The organism is Deinococcus metalli (assembly GCF_014201805.1).
Taxonomy (GTDB): domain Bacteria; phylum Deinococcota; class Deinococci; order Deinococcales; family Deinococcaceae; genus Deinococcus; species Deinococcus metalli.
Genome location: NZ_JACHFK010000013.1, coordinates 1 through 16638, shown reverse-complemented (window position 1 = coordinate 16638; position 16638 = coordinate 1). Strand labels below are relative to the sequence as shown.

Sequence of the window (16638 nt, the reverse complement as noted above, 5' to 3'; positions counted from 1 at the left end):
ACAGCCCTGCGTCCGGCGCTCACTCCAGGGCGGTGTCCAGCGCCGGGCTCGTCGCGCGTTCCTCGACGTCCCGGCGAGTGAGGGCCAGCGCGGCCACGAACACGACGATCAGGGCCCCCCACCCGAGGGTGACCGGCCCCGTCCCCAGGTTCAGGCCGCCCTGGCCGTGCGATGTCGCCATCCAGTCGGCGACCGACGCGCCCAGCGGTCTGGTCAGAACATACGCCGTCCAGCACGTCGCGATCTCCCCCAGGGGCCGACGCAGCAGCGCCGGGACGAGCATCAGCGCGGCAAAGAGCAGCGCGGAGACGAACCACCCGAGGTTCAGCGTGCGGGCGGTCAGATCTCCGGCGGCCGTGCCAAGCGCGAAGGTCGCCAGAACGGTTGCCCAGTAGAACTGTTCGCGGGAGCGGGTGTGGATCGAGTGGATCGAGAGGGTTCCTTCCCGCTGCTTCCACAGCCAGAACACCGCGGCCAGGACAGCCGCGAACGCGATGGTGGAGAGCAGGTACGGCACGCCCAGGCCGACGTGCAGGACGTCCGCAGCGACGGTGCCGAACACGCTGACCATGACCACGGCCGTCCAGTACACCGGGGCGCGGTACCGGGGCGAGGTGAGCTGCCACGTGAGCGCGGCGAGCAGGGCGAGGCCCGTGATGGCCACCGCCGGTACCGGCCCGAGGCGGTGCGCGAGGAAGTCCGAGGCGGTCTCGCCCATGCCGGTCGTGAGCACCTTGACGACCCAGAATGCCGCCGTGATCAGCGGCACCTTGCTCAGGATCGGCGCCGCGGCGGACCTCGTGGATGAAGGGCGGGCATGAACCGTCATCTGCCCAGCGTGGCAAGCCGCGGTCACGTCCACCTGAAACGTCCCCGGGACTGCGGCGTGGCCCGTTCCTCCACACGCGCCCTTTACTTTTGCTGTCCAGGCCTTTACCACGCGTTTCTACAGTGCACGCATCGGAGTTCGCCGCCGCTCCGATCCCTGAGCCCCAGGCGGCCGAAGGATGAAACCCATGAACATCAAACTCAAGTTGATCGCCGCGTCCCTCACCACCGCCATTGCCGTGCTCGGCGTCACCCAGATCGCCGGCGCGCAGAAGACCGCGCCCGCCACTCCCGCGACTGTGACGGCCCCGGCCAGCACTCAGGGCAGCGCCGTGGACACGCCGGAGACGGGCGACACCGCCGACGTGGCCGGCGCGACCGACACCGCTGAAGTCGGCGACGTGCCGGACGCGGCGGGGGACACGGAGACGGCGGACGGCGCCGAAGCTGGCGAGACGGCCGACGCCGCCGAGCCGGCGGGCGCGGATACGGACAACGTGCAGCAGGGCGACCAGAGCGGCCCCGAGACGCCTGACGTGGCCGGCGCGACCAGCAAGTAGCCCCCTCCGGGAGAGGAGCGGCGCAGATGATCTGCGCCGCTCCTCCTTTGCCGACCCTTTACCCGCCAGAGCTACGGTGGGGCATGCTCCCCAGTGCGCTGCTGGCCGGTTCGGAGGGTCGCCATGCGGCTCCTGCTCGTCGAAGATGATCCGCGCGTCGCGGCCCTCGTCACTGAGGGGCTCGGCGAGGATGGCCTGACGGTTGATCACGCGCCGGACGCCGTGACCGCCGAGGGCCTGTGCGCGCTGCGGGACTTTGACCTGCTGATCGTGGACGTCATGCTGCCCGAGGGGCCGGAAGCTGGCTTCGCCCTGGCCCGCACGCTGCGCGCTCGGCGCGACCGGACGCCCATCTTGTTCCTGACCGCGCGGGCGGATCTCGATTCCCGCGTGACGGGTCTCGACACCGGCGGGGACGACTACCTGACCAAACCCTTCGAGTTCCGGGAGCTGCGGGCCCGCATCCGCGCGCTCGTGCGGCGCTCGGTGGGCGAGGCGAGCAACACGCTGCCCCTCCCGCTGGGCTACCGCCTCGACCTCGCCGGGCACCAGGTGCTGCGGGACGGGCAGCCGGTGGCCCTGACGCCGCGTGAGTACGCGCTGGTGGAGTGCCTGGGGCTCAATCCCGGACGGGCGTACGCGCGCGACAGCCTGATCGAGCGGGTTTGGCCGGAGGACAGCGCGGTGGACACCAAGGTGGTGGACGTCTTCGTGTCCACGGTGAGGCGCAAGCTGGGCGACAGCGTGATCGAGACGGTGCGTGGCCTGGGGTATCGGCTGGGGCCGCTGCCGCAGGACGTCCGGGCGTGAACCTGCGCTGGCGCCTGACGCTGTACTCCGCGCTGGTCAGCACGGTCATCGTGCTGCTGAGCGCCCTGCTGATCTTCGTGAGCCTGCGCAGCAGCCTCACGGCAGGTCTGGACGCCTCGCTGCGTGAGGGCGCGACCGTGGCCGCCACGCAGCTCGCCGGGGACGTGGGTTCACCCATCGGCGGCGACGCGGCCGGCGCGCCGGTGCAGGGCCAGCTGCCCGGCGTCACGGCCCTGCGCGTGTACAGTCCGTCCGGCGTGCTGGTCGATCAGCTCGGTGCGGCCCGCACCCACCCGCCCCTGCGGGCGGGGTACGTGACGGTCGGGGTGGAACGCACCTTCACGCTGCGCCTGCCGGCTGGCGGCTGGGTGCAGGCGACCCGCTCGGAGGCCGAGGTGCGCGCCACATTAAACCGCAGCGTACGCGTCCTGACGCTGGGCCTGCTGCCGCTGCTGCTGTTCGGGGTTGTGGCCGGGTACCTGCTGGCCGACCGGGCGCTGCGCCCCGTGGACGACGTCGCGCGCCTCGCGGCGTCGATCGCGGCGTCCGGCCGCTACGCGGAGCGACTGCCCCCCGTGCCCGGGCAAGACGAGATGGCGCGGCTGACCTCCACCGTGAACGCCATGCTCGAGCGCCTGGGAAGCACCATCGAGCGTGAGAAGGCCTTTGCCCTGGCCGCCGCCCATGAACTGCGCACCCCGCTGACGGTGCTGCAGGGCCGCGCCGATCTCAGCCTGGAACGACCCCGCTCGCCCGAGCACTACGTCCGCAGCCTGCGCGCCGTCCGGGAGAGCGCCGCCGAGATGCTGCGCGCCATCGAGAGCCTGCTGGCCCTCGCACGCAGCCATGGGACGGCACCGCTGCAGCCTGTCGACCTCGCGGAGGTCGTCACGCAGGTCGTGGCGGCCCAGTGGCCTGCGGCCACGTCCCGGGGCCAGCGCATTCACCTCGCGCCGGACAGCGTGCTCGTGCCGGCCGATGTGGGCACCCTGGAGCTCGCGGTGAGCAACCTGCTGCGCAACGCCCTGACGTACGGCCGCGAGGGAGGTGAGATTTGGGTGCAGTCCACGCGCGATGGCCGGGGGGCACGCATCGAGGTCAGCGACGACGGGCCCGGCCTTCCCCCTGGCGAACTGGAACGGGTCGTGCAGCCCTTCCAGCGGGGCCACGGGCAGCAGGCGGTGCGGGGCGCGGGACTGGGCCTCGCGCTGGTGCGCGCCGTCGCGGAGCAGCACCATGCTGAGTTCTCGCTCGCTGTGCGGCCGGGCGGGGGCCTGAGCGCCTCGTTGAGCTTCCCGGAAGCGGGCCTGGATCCCGGCAGCACGGTGACGCGCCCGCTGAGCTGATCAATGGGCGCGTCGCGGCGATCCTGCAGTGTGGCTGTGGCCGTCAGGAGCGGCCGACCGGCAGGCCTCGTCCGTGTCCCCCAGCCTCCGTGCCCATGAAGGCCGGGCGGGTCATCAGCCAGCGGGCATGCGCCGCGATCGCTGCCCCCCGGTCATTCGGGCGCGGCTCCGGGTGAACGCCCGCTGCGCCGGTCAGGCCGATGCTGTACAGCGTGCCTAGGATGTCCGCGCGGGCGGCGATGTCCACCCCGCCAGCCCGCCAGTGGTCGGTGGTGGCGCGCAGGCACGCCGCGACCAGGGTGGGCGCGCGCGCGTCGTCAAGCAGCATGTCCAGCTTCGCGTCCAGGCTGGCCGGCACCGTGAGGTAGCCGTGAATGCCGAGCCAGGTCAGGGTTGCGACCTTCATCTGCGCGTGGCCCAGGCTGAACGACTCGACCGGACGCCCGCACGCGCGCTCGACCTGCTCCAAGAGCCAGTGACGCGCGCGGCGGGGCAGGGCGCAGGCGCCGCGCATCACGAGGTTTTGCACGCGGTCGGCCAGGTCGAGGCGGGTTCGCTCGTCGGCGAGGACGCTCGCCACCAGCGCTGCAGACACGCCGTGCCGCGCGGCGGCGTCATGGACGGCTATGGTGGCTGGACGGTCGAAGGTGACCTGACGTAATCGGAGGTGGCTCCAGGGCGTCGGGGGGAGGAACGTGGTCATGCCCTCAGCGTGCGCGGGGCGGGTTAACGGCCGGTATATGAGGCTCGGAAGAACGGCCGGCCTGGGCGCGCTGACGCCTGCTGTACAGCGTCCGCCCGGACCACGCGCTCAGGGCGATGACGGCCACGCCGATCAGGAGTTCCCGGCTCCAGTGGGCCACCTGGAGGAAGAGGGCGGGCCCGACTTGCCACAGCAACGTCTGCCACACGCCCACGTGGAGCCCCGCGCCGAGCAGACTGAAGGCCGCGGAGCGGATCAGGGGGTGGCGGCTGGTGCCAGTGACCGTGGTCACCGGGGTGCGCAGGTTGCCGGGGCTGCGGCTCATGATGATCAGGCCAGAGCGGGCCAGCGGGGGCCCGCCAGGCACTTGGAAACCAGCGAACACCCCGGTGCCAGAAGCGCGGAGGTGGTGGCGTTCAGCCCTTTCGGGTCGAAGTCGCTACCCCCGCGAACAGCATCACCGGGTCAGGGTGCCGGCCGTGTCGACGGTGTACCCTTTCTCCGTGGCGACCTTGAGCAGGTCAGGCAGGGCGGCCAGCCCGTCCGGGGCGTTGTCGTGCAGCAGGATGATCCCGCCGGGACGGAGGGTGCGGGCAAAGCGGGCCTCCACCGTCTCGACACCAGGGTTCTGGAAGTCGCCGGGATCGTCCGTCCAGAACACGGTGGTCAGGCCCAGGTTCCGGGCGATCCTCAGGACGCGGGCGGAATACTCCCCCCCAGGCGGCCGGAAGTACCGCACCGGCTGGCCGCTCAGGTGGGTGAGCAGGTCGGTGGTGCGCTGGAGTTCGGCCGTGATCTGCGCGTCACTCAGTTTCGGCAGCCGGACGTGGTGATAGGTGTGGTTGGCGACCTCATGCCCGCCGCGCACCATGTCCTGCACGAAGTAGGGATAGGCTTCGGCGTTGCGGCCGATCACGAAGAACGTCGCGTGCGCTCCGGCCCGCCGCAGGGTGTCGAGCACCAGTGGGAAGTACAGCGGGTGCGGCGCGTCGTCGAACGTCAGGGCCACCTGACGCCGGGCGGGGGTGCCTTTGAACAGCAGCCCCCCGGGACGCACGCCACCGCCGGCCAGACCCAGGGCCTGCTCCAGCCGCTGGCGGAGCAGGTCGGCCTGGGTGCCGATGAACACCGGGACGCGCTCGAGTTCCTGCAGGGGCGTGATCTCCTGTTCGGGTGGCGCGCTTCCCTGTACCCAGATCCGGTCGTAGGTGCCGGCCATCACCTCTGTCTGGAGGACTGCGCGCCGGCTGGCGGGTACGGACAGGGTGAGCAGGGGGAGCGGCCCGCCGAACCCCTGGTACGTCTGGGCGCGGTAGATGCTGACGTCGACCTCGGCCAGCCCAGGATCCGCGCGGTAGGTGCGCAGGGCGGCCGTGACCGCCAGGGTCTGCAGCTGTGCCGGGCTGAGTGCCGTGCGGGGCAGCACCAGCGCGTGGGCCACGCGGATGAAGCCGTTGCCGAGCACGTCCACCCGGTGCACGCCGGGCAGGGCGGGCCGCAGGGTCAGGGTGGGGAGGGCCATGGAGGTGCGTGTTCCCGGCGCGACCGGCTGCACCTGTCCGGGTGGTGAGATCCGGGGCACCAGTGCAGGCGTGACACTCTGTGCTCCCGCGAGGGTGCTGAGCAGGACAGGAATCAGGAGGGCGGAGCGGCGCATGCCGCCACCATGACTGCCGTCGGTAAAGGCGAGGTATACCTGCACCAGGCTGCCCAGCTGCCATCTCCATGTCAGGTATACCGGCGCTTTACCTTCGCTGGGCATCCTCGCGGTCATGCGTCTGTCCTCTGCCGCTCCCATCCTCCGACCGGCCCCGGTGCTGCGCTTCCTGCTGGGCATCCTGCTGCCCCTCGTGCTGGTCGGCATGATCGCCGAGGACGTCCTCGAGCAGCAGCGCTTTGCGTTCGAGACGCCCCTTCTCACCTGGATCCATGCCCATTCGAGCCCAGCTTTGACGTCCATGAGCGTGTTCCTGCACACCTTCGGGGGGCCGGTGCCCATGGGCGCCGTGTTCATGGTGATCGTCCTCGGGCTGAGGTTCATGCAGCGCCGCCCACAGGCACTCTTCGCACTCCTGGGCCTCGGGAGCGCAGTGGGCATCGCTTTTGGGATGAAGGTGCTGTTCCACCGGCCCCGCCCGGAACTGTGGACGCGGCTGGTGAGTGAGTCTGGGCCGTCTTTCCCAAGCGGGCACACCACGGTTGCGGCCGCGCTGGTCACCTTTGTGGTGCTGCTGGCATGGCACTCATCGTGGCGCTGGCCGGCGCTCGTGTTGGGGGTGGTGTACGCCGGCCTGATGGGGTACTCGCGTCTGGTCCTCGGGGTGCATTTTCCGACCGACGTGCTCGCCGGCTGGCTGACCGGTGTCGCGTGCGTGCTCGGGGCGTACAGCCTGCTGGGGACGCGGCTGCGGCCAGCCGTAGAGCCCGTTATGGAGGGTCACGCCGCTCAGGACAGGCGAATACCATGAGGGGTGGCGTCGCGGAAGTATCATTCCGATGTCACCGCTGCTGCGAGAACCCTGCGGAGTGAGGTGTGGTGCCCACGGTCTGCTCGCGGCATCCCTTTGCGGTGGTCATGCCATGAGATCGTCGATGCCGGGCTGTACGCGCTGCGCGGTGGGATGGTGGGCAGCGCTCTTCACGATGTTCCACTGGGGCAGACGGTGTATGCCCACTTCCGTCAGCTGAAGATGGCCGGCCTCTGGGAACGTCTCCACAGGGCCCACCGTCAGCTGTATCGCGTGCGGATCGGGCATTCCTCCCGATCCGCACACGGCCATCATCGTTCATCCGTACTCAAAGACCACAGAAAGTGGTGAGCCACGCGGTTTTGAAGGCAACAAAAAGTCCAATGGCCACAAGCGGCACCTCCTGGTCGTTACCCTGGGCCTGACCCTCCCCCCGTTTCCGGTGCCAACCTGACTGCACAGCCAGCGGAACTCTGAGCTGCCCCCACGTACGCTCCGACTGTCGCTTGCAGGCCGGGCAACCCGCGTGTCACTTCAGCCGTCCGTTGACCAGGGAGACTCCATGCGCCCCATCGCCCTCCTGCTCACCCTGCTGAGCGCGTGCCCACCCGTATCGTCAAGCCCGACGACGCCTGCCACCGGCGACTCGGGCGCCACAGCCGGCGTGCTGTTCGACTTCAGGCCGACTGGGACGGGCGTGACCGTCCTGTTGGCCACCTCCGGCCGTGATCAGCCGGCGCCGCCAATACCTGACACGGCCCGCGCGATCAGGAAGGCTGCACCGGACGCCGCTGCCCCCACGAACATGGTCTGGAGCGCGCTGCGCCACACCGGTGAACCGGTGAAACGCCCCTTGAGCGCCCCGAACACGAACAGCGCGATCAGCGTCAGCACCACCGAAACCATCAGCGCCTGATTCAGCGTGAGCTTCAGGGCATACGGGGCCAGCGGGATCACGCCGCCCGCGATGTACGCCAGACCAATCGTGAACGCCGACGTCAGGGCACGCTTGGGATCCGGTTCGTCCATCCCGAGTTCCTCTTTCATCATGAAGTCCACCCAGGTGTCCGGGCGGCTGATGATCGCCTGCGTGGCCGCCTCCAGGGGTGCGCCTTCCAGGCCGTAGTTCTGGAAGACCTCCCGCACCTCCTGGATCTCCATATCGCGCTTCTCGACGATCTCCTGCGTTTCCCGGGCCCGTTCAGCGACGTAGGATTCGTGTTCGCTGCGCGCGGCGAGGTAGCCGCCCAGGCCCATGGCGATGCTGCCGGCGGCCATCTCCGCGATGCCGGCGATCAGCACGACGTGCCCGCTCGCGACCGCGCCAGACAGCCCGGCAGCCAGGGCAAACGGAACCGTCAGGCCGTCGCTCATGCCGATCACAATGTCGCGGACGGTCTCTGAGCCGGTGAAGTGCGCTTCCTTGTGCATGTTGACGGCTTTATACATGGATGTCCTTCAGGGTACGGCCTACCCTTGGTGAGAATCATTCCTATTCTGGAAGTGGAATTCCGAGCACATGAAGACGCCACATCTTCCCCGAAGCCGAGGTGCCCCGCCGCTCGGCTGGGCCACGCGTCTAGGTTCAGGTCCAGCCGCCGGATAGGGTGACCACGACCGGCATCAGGCAGTGGGTCATTTCCCACTGCCCGACCGGCACACCGGTGCTCAGGTGAGCCGCAGTCCCGACCGCCGAAGCTCCTGCACGGCGAGCACTACGAACGCCACCTCGACGATCAGGGAGATGACGCCCGTCGGTTCTGCCCAGTTGCCAATGTCACCGGTCGCGTCAGGCAATCCGACGCTGCGCGTGAGGCTGTACCCGAGGATCGCCCCGAAGGAGATCACGGCACCCAACAGGTATCCGAGCCGCCAGCGCTCACTGAGCAGCCACGCCCCGGCTGCCGCGCAGCCGACCACCAGCAGGATGTACAGCCAGCCCAGGTACGCGGTCTCGCCGAGCTTATCGGGAATGTCCTTGAAGTGAATCCAGGCGGTGACGGCCAGCAGGCCGAGGGCAACGGAACGGGACATGGTCATGGGGATCTCCTGGTGAGAGAAAAACGGGGACCGGCCGCTCAGTGCGGCGGGGGCAGCGGGTCATGGGCGGATGACGAGTCCGGCCCACCACAGGTGGCCTCAACGAGAACGCGGACGCGCCGGGCAACCTCCATTTCCACGGCGAACAGCACGGACTTCGCGGTCACCTCCCCCGGTGGCCAGCGTTTCAGGAGCGCCTTGACGCGGCGCAGGAACTGACGGTTTGTGTCCAGAAGTCCTGACATGATGGATCCGGGCACAACTCCAGGCGTGGATGCACCGGACGTATACACCGGATCCACGGTGCCCCGGCGTGCCACGTGGGCGGTGAGCACATCGGTGCTCACCCGCAGCGAATCCGCCTGATCCCCGAGCATCTCCGCGCGACCTGACCCCGGCACCCCGCCCTGCCGCCCAGTGGTCAGCAGGGTCTGGAGGGACAGGGTGTCGGCGGCCTTCAGCAGCGCCCCAGCAGATCAGCCACGTCCCCGGGGGTCACGGGCAGAGCACCTCGACCATCCATAGCCCGGAGTGGTTGACGTGATGCGCCCCCCGACGCGAGAACGCGCGCCGCAGCGCGTCAAGCTAGGCCCGGCCACGCGCGTGCAGGCAGACCAGCATGTGCCCGGCCTCGAGCTGCTCGGCGTACCAGCCGATAAAATCGTGCTCGCGCGTAAGTCCCTGCGCTGCACGGGCAACGCGGCACAGCACGCCGTGATGGTGCCCGTCCCGGTCGAGATCGACCAGGCCGGACGGGCCGCTGAGTATTTGTACACCGGGAATACCCAGGGCGGTCAGGTCACGGCACAGCGCCTCCGCCTGCAGCGCGGTGTCGAGCACGCCATAGACCATGTCGCGGCACAGCAGGGTGAAATGGGCCGGGGAACGTGTCAGGGGGATCATGTCAACTCCTTGGAGGAACAGCGGGGGCAGACCAGGTCGCTGGCCCAGGATGCCCAGCCTCTGGATCCGCTCCGGGGGAAGCCGGTTGGATGACCGGTGTGCGGATCCGTCGTCATGGTGTCCGGGCGCGGTGACAGCGATGTGACATGGGCGTGGGACGCGTATGAGCCGGGGGCACAATGCGGGCATGCGCATCCTGCTGGTTGAAGACGCCCCGAACATCGCCCGGGTGGTGCAGCGCGCGTTGACGGCTCAGGGGCACGCGGTGATTCACGCCGCCACACACGCTGCCGCCCTGGAGGCCGTGTCCGGTACGCCGTTTGACCTGCTGATCCTCGACATCACCCTTCCCGACGCCCCGGACGGCGGCTTTGAGATCGCGCAGCACGCCATCGACGCCGGTCACGAGGGGGGCATGCTGTACCTGACGGCCCGGGACGGCCTGGATGACCGGCTGCGCGGGCTGGATGGCGGCGGGGACGACTACCTGATCAAGCCGTTTGACCTGCCGGAACTGCTCGCCCGGGTACGGGCCCTGCTGCGGCGCGGCGGGGGGTCGCCGGGCAGCCGCTCTGCCCTGGGGAGCCTCGAGGTCGATTTCACGACACGCTCTGTGCGCTGGGCCGGCCAGGCCGTCATCCTCACCCCCCGTGAATTCAGTCTTCTGGAACGCTTCGTGCGGCAGCCCGGGCGGGTGTATAGCGTCACGGATCTCCGCGACGCGATCTGGGCGGACGCCCCGACGGAACTGAGCGTGGTGCGCCAGACGGTACGCCGCCTGCGCACCCGGCTGGCTCCGGAGGCCATCGAGACGGTTCCTGGGGGCTACCGTCTTGGCATGGGGGGGACGTCGTGACGCTGCGCGCCCGCGTCGCCCTGCTGATGGCCCTCGGGATCGCCCTGGCCGTGCTGCTGCAGGGCGGCCTGGGGTATCTCGCCTTCCGGCGGCTGGTGCTGCATGACATGACCGCCGATCTCAATGGGTTCACGGGTCAGACCCTCCGGAACCTGCAGGCCGCCACGTCACTGGCCAGCGTGCAGGCCAGCTATGAGGGCTACGTCGTCCACGCCCGCATTCTGGAGGGGAACACAGTTGTCCATGACTTCACGGGCTACCCGGACAGACTGGGGACGCCCGCAGCCGGGCCCCAGACCATCGGGCCCTGGCAGGTCACCCGGGTCGCATTCATCTGGCACGGACAGTCCTACGTGCTGGAGGCGGCGCTGACGAGTCCGGAATTCACGTCGAGCCTGCACAACTACCGCCAGACTGTGTACTTCACGGCCGTGCTGGTCACGCTCCTGGGGGCGGCCGTCGCTTATGCCCTGAGCGGCTACGCCCTGAGGCCCTTGCGTGCCCTGACCCGGGTCAGCAGCCGGATCGCCACGTCCGGCAGCCTGCACGAACCCGTCCCGGTGGGCGGGGGCAGCGGGGAGCTGCACGACCTCGCCGTGAGCTTTAACCGCATGCTGGCGCGCCTGGGGGAGTTCCGTGACCGGGAGGCCCGCTTCACGCGGCAGGCCGCACATGAACTCCGCACGCCGCTCACGGCCATGGGTCTGGCGCTCGACGCGGCGCGCAGCGGCTATACCACCCCTGATGAAACCCTGGACATCCTCGAGCACGAGGTGCGGGCGACCCAGCACCTCACCGCGTCCTTACTGATCCTGGCCCGTGAGGGCCGCTTGGCCCAGCGTGAGGCGGTCGACTTGGCTGAGGTGGCCAGCACGGGCGCCGAAGCGGCCGGGGCCACCTACCGTGGCCCCGCTCATGCCATGGTGCAGGGGGACGGCACCCTGCTCCGCCGGGCCCTGCAGAACCTGCTGGAGAATGCCGCGCGGTATGCCCCAGGTGCCCCCGTGACCGTGACTGTCAAGACGGCACCCGCACCGACCCTGAAAGTCGAAGATGGCGGGCCCGGGCTTCCGGACTCCGCATTGCGCTACTTGGGCGAGGAGTTTTACCGAGCCGGAACGACACTCACGGGCACCGGGCTGGGGTTGAGTGTCGTCAAGCACGTCATGCAGGCCCACCAGGGCAGCGTGACGTTTACGCACGTGGTACCGCATGGACTCCAGGTTACGCTGCACTTCCCCGATACCTAATCAGGATCTCCGGCGTCCACTGGAACCCCCACCCTATGGAGCACGGCCGGACGGCCACTCCGTCGGCCTGAGAGCCGATCGTCCACGTTGCCCATGCGTTGCCACCGGGTTGACACCGTCAGAAACCACAGAGTTCAACCGGACAGGCCATGCAAAGCCGGGGTCGATGGATGACGTCGAGATAATAAGCGCAGTTCCGGAATGTCATGACCGGCATTGACCTGCTCCCACAACACCGGTCCACCAGAGAATGGAGTGTCTGGCCCCATGAAGGGGTCATCCCCGGAAGCCGGCATGAAGGGAAAAAAGCACACGGAAGAGGTCAAGGTGCCGGATCTCATATCGCCAGCTTTGAGTCATTGATAGCGCCAGCTTTGAGTCACAGGGCAGAACAACTCGTCTCAGACATCAAATCCCGAGTATCGCTAGCTTTGAGTCACGGGCCGAAGTTTGGCTCCGAGAAGCGCGCTACCTTTGAGTCATGGGGGTTCGGCCACCCTCGCTAGCTTTGAGTTTTCAGCACCGAAATGGCACGCTAGCTTTGAGTCGGACCCTCGCCACCTTTGAGTCAGGAGCGCGCTACCTTCGAGTCATTTTGGGGCGAAATCATCGCTAGCTTTGAGTCACAAGTGCCCATCGCCCCGCACCAGGCGCAGGTCTCCCCTCTTTCTTGATGATGCAATCAATCTTTTTTCTGTCTTTTAAAATCATTACAATCATCCATCATGAGCCAGGGCAACGAACAGTGGATCAACGAATTGACCCTGGCCAGATCCGGGGTCTTCAGCATCCTGAACCGAGACAGCGGCGATGACCAGAGTTGGGAGACGACCTTCAGCATCGGCGACCGTCACTTCTACGTTCAGGGCGTCGCGGCCCGTGGGCGTCCCCACGGTGTGGATCCCGATGTTCTCCTGGCGTTGCAGACCCTGTTCTTTGAGGCCGGCTGTCCCGACGATGACACTGTGGAGTGCACGGCCTACCGACTGCTCAAACTCACTCCGCTGGGCATCCGCGGCAACGCCTACGCCAGACTCCGCGAGAGCCTGCTGCGGCTCGAGGGCGTGAGCTGGCTCACGCGCATCTCGCGGCAATCAGGGGGTCGCTTCCGTGGCACCACAGAAACGAACCGTCTGATCGACCGCGTGTCGGTGCGGGACACCAGTCTGAGCGCCAGCGGCGAGGGCGGCACCATCGAGGCGGGGGCGCCCCTGCGGGTGACGTTCTCGCGGCATTTCGCGCAGTCGATCCGGGAGGGCTTCTACCAGATCCTGGACGCCGAACTGCTCAGCGACCTGAAACAGCCGACCGCGCGCAGCCTGTACCGCGTGCTGCAGGCCCATCGCGTCGGCGACGACGGCTCCCTCGCGCGGGAGCTGCCGGTCATCATGGCCGCGTGGCGGGAGGCCACCGGGCTGAGCGGACAGCGCCACAACAATGTCCGGCGCACGCTGGATGGCGCCCACGTGCACCTGATCGCGGCCAAGTACCTGCGGGACGTGTCCTATGAGGGGTCGGGTGAGGGCACGCGCATCCGGTATGAGTTCGAGGGGGAGGTCGACCCCGAACTCGTCGGCCTGCTCACGGACATGAGGGTTAGCCGCCCGGTAGCCGAGGCCCTCGTGACCGATCACCCCGATCGCATCCGGCCGGCGGTGAAGGCCGTGCGTCAGCGGCTTGAAGAGGGGTACCGGCCACGCTCGCTGGCCGCGACGATGGTGGACGCCGTCCGCAATCCCGAGAAGTACGACGTCAGAAGCAGCGCGCCGAACGCCGTGCCCACACTGCCCCGAGTGAAGGCTCAGCCGGAGCCGCAGCCCCTGCTGCTGCCCCTCAACCGCGAGGAGTCGCTCGGTATGGTTCGCTCGATCCTGCGGGTGAAACTGGGCCGGGTGCCGCGCGACGAGGCTGTTCTCAAGCTGGCATCGTTGAGTGCTGACCAGGTGGATCGCCTGGTGGCCGCGGCGCGTGGCCAGGAAGACCTGGTCAAGGCTGTGGAGGAACTGGTGGGCGAGGCGGTCTGATCGGGTCGGTACGTGATGGTGCGCGCCCAGTTCCTGCCGTTTGGGTGGCGTCTCGCTCGGCGAGTATGCAGGAAGACTGAGTTATTACGAACAAGTAATACTCCAAATGTCATGCATACTTTGGGCATGGCGAGGACTGAGCGCCCACCACCTCCACTGGAGTTGACTGCCGAGCAGACTGCGCGGATCCCCCAGGAGTTTTACCGGCTGACATGGGAACCGGACGGGGCCCATGCCGGCTTGGACGGGTATCTGACGGTTACCTGGCTGGGGAACGAGCAGCGGTACATCTACGACTACACGGCTGACTGGAGTGAAGCCACCTTCAGCGCAGCTCTGGAGCAGATGATCCAGCGTCGCCGGGCGGCGGACGCCGAATCGAATTGCCCACTCGTGATCCTGCCCTACCTCAACGGTCAGCAGCTGCACCGCCTCGCGGAGACCGACGTCAGTGGCCTCGATCTGGCCGGCAACTGCTGCCTGCACTTTCCACACGACCGGCTGATCATCACTGGTCGCCCTGTTCGCCACCAGCGTGACTACACGCTGAAAAATCCCTACCGCGGTATCTCCTCGCTGGTGGGCCGCATGCTGTTGATTCGACCCCAGTTCCGTACTGGCCTCGAACTGAAAGCCGCGATCGAACAGCGCGGCGGCAGGATCTCCCAACCTCTGGTCTCCCGGGTCGTCAAGGAACTGACCAGCCAGGCACTGGTCGGTCCAGACTCGGCCGGCCACCGCATCACGCTGCAGGACCCTGGAGGTCTACTCGAACAGTTGGTTGAGCACTGGAAGGACGAACCCCGCGTCCTATGGCGTGGACGCATCCCCACAGACTCCCTCCCGCAGGCCGCGCAGCATCTGTTTGCCTCTACTGCCCAGCCCGTGATCCTCACCGGCCTGAGCTCGATCGGTGCCGTGAGCTCGCTGACGACGGACAGCAGCGTGAGTCTCTATGTCGACCGCGTGGCAAACCTGCCAGAACTCGCCGGAGCCATGAAGACCAGCCGCTTTCCCAACCTCACCCTCTACCAAGCTCCTGGGGACGAGGTGTTTTTCGACGCCCGTCCGGATGACGCGGGCATCCTCCACGCCTCCCCTATTCAGGTCTACCTGGAAGCGCGGCGCGGGGACTCGCGCCTGCAACAGGGTGCGGACGAGGTGAAGCGGCGCATCCTCGACAGCATCAGGACGTCGATGGCCTCACAGGACACCGGATGAAGCTCGCGGTTACGACCTCCACCTTTGGCCCCCTGGCCCCACACCTCATGGATCTGGCCGGAGCCCTCACCGCTGCCGACCAGCCCCTCATCCTGATCGGTGGCTTCGGGCTGCTGCTCAGGCGCGCTTACCGCGAACAGGAACAGGCCAAGACACTCCTGGGAACCCTCCCGGACACCCGAACCACCGACGACTTTGACGTCGTGCTCTGCTTGAAGCTTCTGGCTGACCCCACGGCCCGTCAGATCGTTACCAGCGTTCTGACGACCCTCGGGTACACGGTGTCAACGGCGACTTAAAATTGACCACTTTCGGCGGGTTAAATTTGACCACCCTGCCAGCTGTCATTTCCGGTTCACCTCCTGACTGGTGGGCTCAGCCCCACCAGCGTGCTCGGGAACAGCCCAGATTTCTTCTTCTCCCGCAGCCGGTACGATTCGCCTTTGATGTTCAACACGTGGCTGTGGTGCAGCAGCCGATCCAGGATGGCGCTCGCCACCACCGGATCCCCCAGCACCTCGCCCCAGTCACCGAACCCCTTGTTGGATGTCAGGATCACACTCCCACGCTCATAGCGCGCCGCGACCAGTCCGAACAGGGCATTCGCCGCCAGGCGGTCATAGGGCCACACGCCGAATTCGTCGACGACCAGCACCTTCGGTTTCAGGTAGAAGCGCAATCGCTGCTCCAGCCGGTTCAAGGCCTGCGCTCGGCGCAGGTCCTCCATCAACTGGCCGGCCCGCGTGAACAGCACGCTTTCGCCCTGCTCGATGGCATTCACACACAGCCCGACGGCCAGGTGCGTCTTTCCGACGCCCGGTGGCCCCAACAGAATCACGTTCTGTCCATCAGCGGCGAACGACAGCGTGCCCAGTTCCTTGATCAGCCGCTTATCCACACTCGGCTGAAACCCGAAGTCGAAGCTGTCCAGCCGCCGGTCGAAGGGCAACTTCGCAAGTTTCAACCGACGGGCCCGCCCGTGTTCATCGCGGGCATTGACCTCGATCCGCAGCAGATCGGCCAGGAACTCCGCATACGGGAGTTCCTTCTTGGCGGCCGCGTCCAGACGGCTGTCCAACAGGCTTGCCGCATGCGGCAAGCCCAGTCGCTCCAGATCGTCCCGGCAGCGTTCCACCGAGATCATGCGGGTTCCTCCCGGAACACGTCGGCCAGCACCTCATCCAGCGTGATGCTGTCCGGGCTGGCCACCAATGCCGCGTATTCCGCCAGGGGGCGCTGCTCGACCTGCACGTCCGACAGCGCGGCTTGCTGATAGGCCAGGTGCAGGCCACGTCGGGCGGCCGCGCCACCTGCCGGCATACCGTCGTACTGGCGATCCACCACGAATCGCGCGCCTCGCTGAGCCGACCTGGGATGCACGGCGATGCGGCATCCACCGCTGAAGATCTGCACCGTCACCTGGTCGGCCTGCACGTCGACGCCCTGACCGGCATACGACCAGGGCACGCCATAGAAGTTGCCGGCATACGACACGAAGCTGTCCCAGCTGACCTTGCGGGGTTCCCGCAGGAATACCGCGATGGTGTCGATCGGTGGGATGGGTGTCAGGGCCGACTGTTCCTGGTGCAGTCGATCCACCGGGCGTTCACGCGTCGTGCCGTGAACGCG

20 protein-coding genes are annotated in these 16638 nt (G+C 67.8%); 9 read left to right on the top strand and 11 right to left on the bottom strand.

Features of this window, described 5'->3' with window-relative positions; translation table 11 throughout:
• Positions 1–19: 19 nt before the first annotated feature.
• The gene (locus HNQ07_RS19605; RefSeq protein WP_184114992.1) at positions 20–829 is read right to left on the bottom strand and encodes a COG4705 family protein; all 810 of its coding nucleotides are present in this window, start codon (positions 827–829) and stop codon (positions 20–22) included.
• A 187-nt stretch (positions 830–1016) separates the two neighbouring features.
• On the opposite strand from HNQ07_RS19605, the gene HNQ07_RS19600 reads away from it, so the two are divergent.
• From HNQ07_RS19600 to HNQ07_RS19590, 3 genes are all read left to right on the top strand, one after another.
• Positions 1017–1388, top strand: coding sequence for a hypothetical protein (locus HNQ07_RS19600; RefSeq protein ID WP_184114990.1), 372 nt, complete (start codon positions 1017–1019; stop codon positions 1386–1388).
• Between the two features lie 123 nt (positions 1389–1511).
• A complete protein-coding gene (locus tag HNQ07_RS19595; RefSeq protein WP_184114988.1) occupies positions 1512–2198 on the top strand; it encodes a response regulator transcription factor in 687 nt (228 codons plus the stop codon).
• Positions 2195–3544 (top strand): HAMP domain-containing sensor histidine kinase, encoded by a 1350-nt coding sequence (locus tag HNQ07_RS19590; RefSeq protein ID WP_184114986.1) that lies wholly within the window; start codon positions 2195–2197, stop codon positions 3542–3544. The genes HNQ07_RS19595 and HNQ07_RS19590 overlap by 4 nt, the downstream gene beginning before the upstream one ends.
• Positions 3545–3587: 43 nt before the next feature.
• Here HNQ07_RS19590 and HNQ07_RS19585 read toward each other — a convergent pair whose 3' ends face one another.
• The 3 genes from HNQ07_RS19585 to HNQ07_RS19575 form a co-directional block, all read right to left on the bottom strand.
• Positions 3588–4247: a hypothetical protein gene (locus HNQ07_RS19585; RefSeq protein ID WP_184114984.1), complete on the bottom strand. Its 660-nt coding sequence runs from the start codon at positions 4245–4247 to the stop codon at positions 3588–3590.
• A gap of 4 nt (positions 4248–4251) precedes the next feature.
• The gene (locus HNQ07_RS19580; protein ID WP_184114982.1) at positions 4252–4572 is read right to left on the bottom strand and encodes an SNARE-associated domain-containing protein; all 321 of its coding nucleotides are present in this window, start codon (positions 4570–4572) and stop codon (positions 4252–4254) included.
• Positions 4573–4704: 132 nt separating this feature from the next.
• Entirely contained in the window at positions 4705–6021 is a 1317-nt protein-coding gene (locus HNQ07_RS19575; protein ID WP_260323163.1) for a polysaccharide deacetylase family protein, read from the bottom strand.
• On the opposite strand from HNQ07_RS19575, the gene HNQ07_RS19570 reads away from it, so the two are divergent.
• Complete coding sequence (locus HNQ07_RS19570; RefSeq protein WP_184114980.1) at positions 6020–6715, top strand: phosphatase PAP2 family protein; 696 nt, start codon at positions 6020–6022, stop codon at positions 6713–6715. The genes HNQ07_RS19575 and HNQ07_RS19570 overlap by 2 nt on opposite strands.
• 105 nt (positions 6716–6820) lie before the next feature.
• On the opposite strand, the gene HNQ07_RS19565 is transcribed toward HNQ07_RS19570, so the two are convergent.
• The 5 genes from HNQ07_RS19565 to HNQ07_RS19545 form a co-directional block, all read right to left on the bottom strand.
• Positions 6821–7003 (bottom strand): hypothetical protein, encoded by a 183-nt coding sequence (locus HNQ07_RS19565; protein ID WP_184114978.1) that lies wholly within the window; start codon positions 7001–7003, stop codon positions 6821–6823.
• A gap of 441 nt (positions 7004–7444) precedes the next feature.
• Positions 7445–8164 carry a VIT1/CCC1 transporter family protein gene (locus tag HNQ07_RS19560; RefSeq protein WP_229832197.1) on the bottom strand — a complete coding sequence of 240 codons (720 nt, stop codon included), beginning with the start codon at positions 8162–8164 and terminating at the stop codon, positions 7445–7447.
• A gap of 219 nt (positions 8165–8383) precedes the next feature.
• Complete coding sequence (locus HNQ07_RS19555; protein ID WP_184114976.1) at positions 8384–8755, bottom strand: hypothetical protein; 372 nt, start codon at positions 8753–8755, stop codon at positions 8384–8386.
• Positions 8756–8793: 38 nt separating this feature from the next.
• The gene (locus tag HNQ07_RS19550) at positions 8794–9132 is read right to left on the bottom strand and encodes a hypothetical protein (RefSeq protein ID WP_184114974.1); all 339 of its coding nucleotides are present in this window, start codon (positions 9130–9132) and stop codon (positions 8794–8796) included.
• A 208-nt stretch (positions 9133–9340) separates the two neighbouring features.
• Complete coding sequence (locus HNQ07_RS19545) at positions 9341–9658, bottom strand: hypothetical protein (protein ID WP_184114972.1); 318 nt, start codon at positions 9656–9658, stop codon at positions 9341–9343.
• A 187-nt stretch (positions 9659–9845) separates the two neighbouring features.
• Here HNQ07_RS19545 and HNQ07_RS19540 point away from each other — a divergent pair, with 187 nt between their 5' ends.
• The 5 genes from HNQ07_RS19540 to HNQ07_RS19520 all read left to right on the top strand — a co-directional run bounded on the left by HNQ07_RS19540 (position 9846) and on the right by HNQ07_RS19520 (position 15308).
• The gene (locus HNQ07_RS19540; RefSeq protein WP_184114970.1) at positions 9846–10514 is read left to right on the top strand and encodes a response regulator transcription factor; all 669 of its coding nucleotides are present in this window, start codon (positions 9846–9848) and stop codon (positions 10512–10514) included.
• Entirely contained in the window at positions 10511–11764 is a 1254-nt protein-coding gene (locus HNQ07_RS19535) for an ATP-binding protein (protein ID WP_184114968.1), read from the top strand. The genes HNQ07_RS19540 and HNQ07_RS19535 overlap by 4 nt, the downstream gene beginning before the upstream one ends.
• A gap of 725 nt (positions 11765–12489) precedes the next feature.
• The gene (locus tag HNQ07_RS19530) at positions 12490–13788 is read left to right on the top strand and encodes a replication initiator protein A (RefSeq protein ID WP_184114966.1); all 1299 of its coding nucleotides are present in this window, start codon (positions 12490–12492) and stop codon (positions 13786–13788) included.
• 126 nt (positions 13789–13914) lie between these two features.
• Complete coding sequence (locus HNQ07_RS19525) at positions 13915–15009, top strand: hypothetical protein (protein ID WP_184114964.1); 1095 nt, start codon at positions 13915–13917, stop codon at positions 15007–15009.
• A complete protein-coding gene (locus tag HNQ07_RS19520) occupies positions 15006–15308 on the top strand; it encodes a hypothetical protein (RefSeq protein WP_184114962.1) in 303 nt (100 codons plus the stop codon). The genes HNQ07_RS19525 and HNQ07_RS19520 overlap by 4 nt, the downstream gene beginning before the upstream one ends.
• Positions 15309–15364: 56 nt before the next feature.
• Here the strand turns inward: HNQ07_RS19520 and istB are convergent, their stop codons facing one another.
• Positions 15365–16153 (bottom strand): IS21-like element helper ATPase IstB, encoded by a 789-nt coding sequence (gene istB, locus HNQ07_RS19515; RefSeq protein WP_184114959.1) that lies wholly within the window; start codon positions 16151–16153, stop codon positions 15365–15367.
• A partial coding sequence (locus HNQ07_RS19510) for a Mu transposase domain-containing protein (protein ID WP_446333884.1) occupies positions 16150–16638 on the bottom strand: 489 nt, incomplete at its 5' end. The genes istB and HNQ07_RS19510, both read right to left, overlap by 4 nt.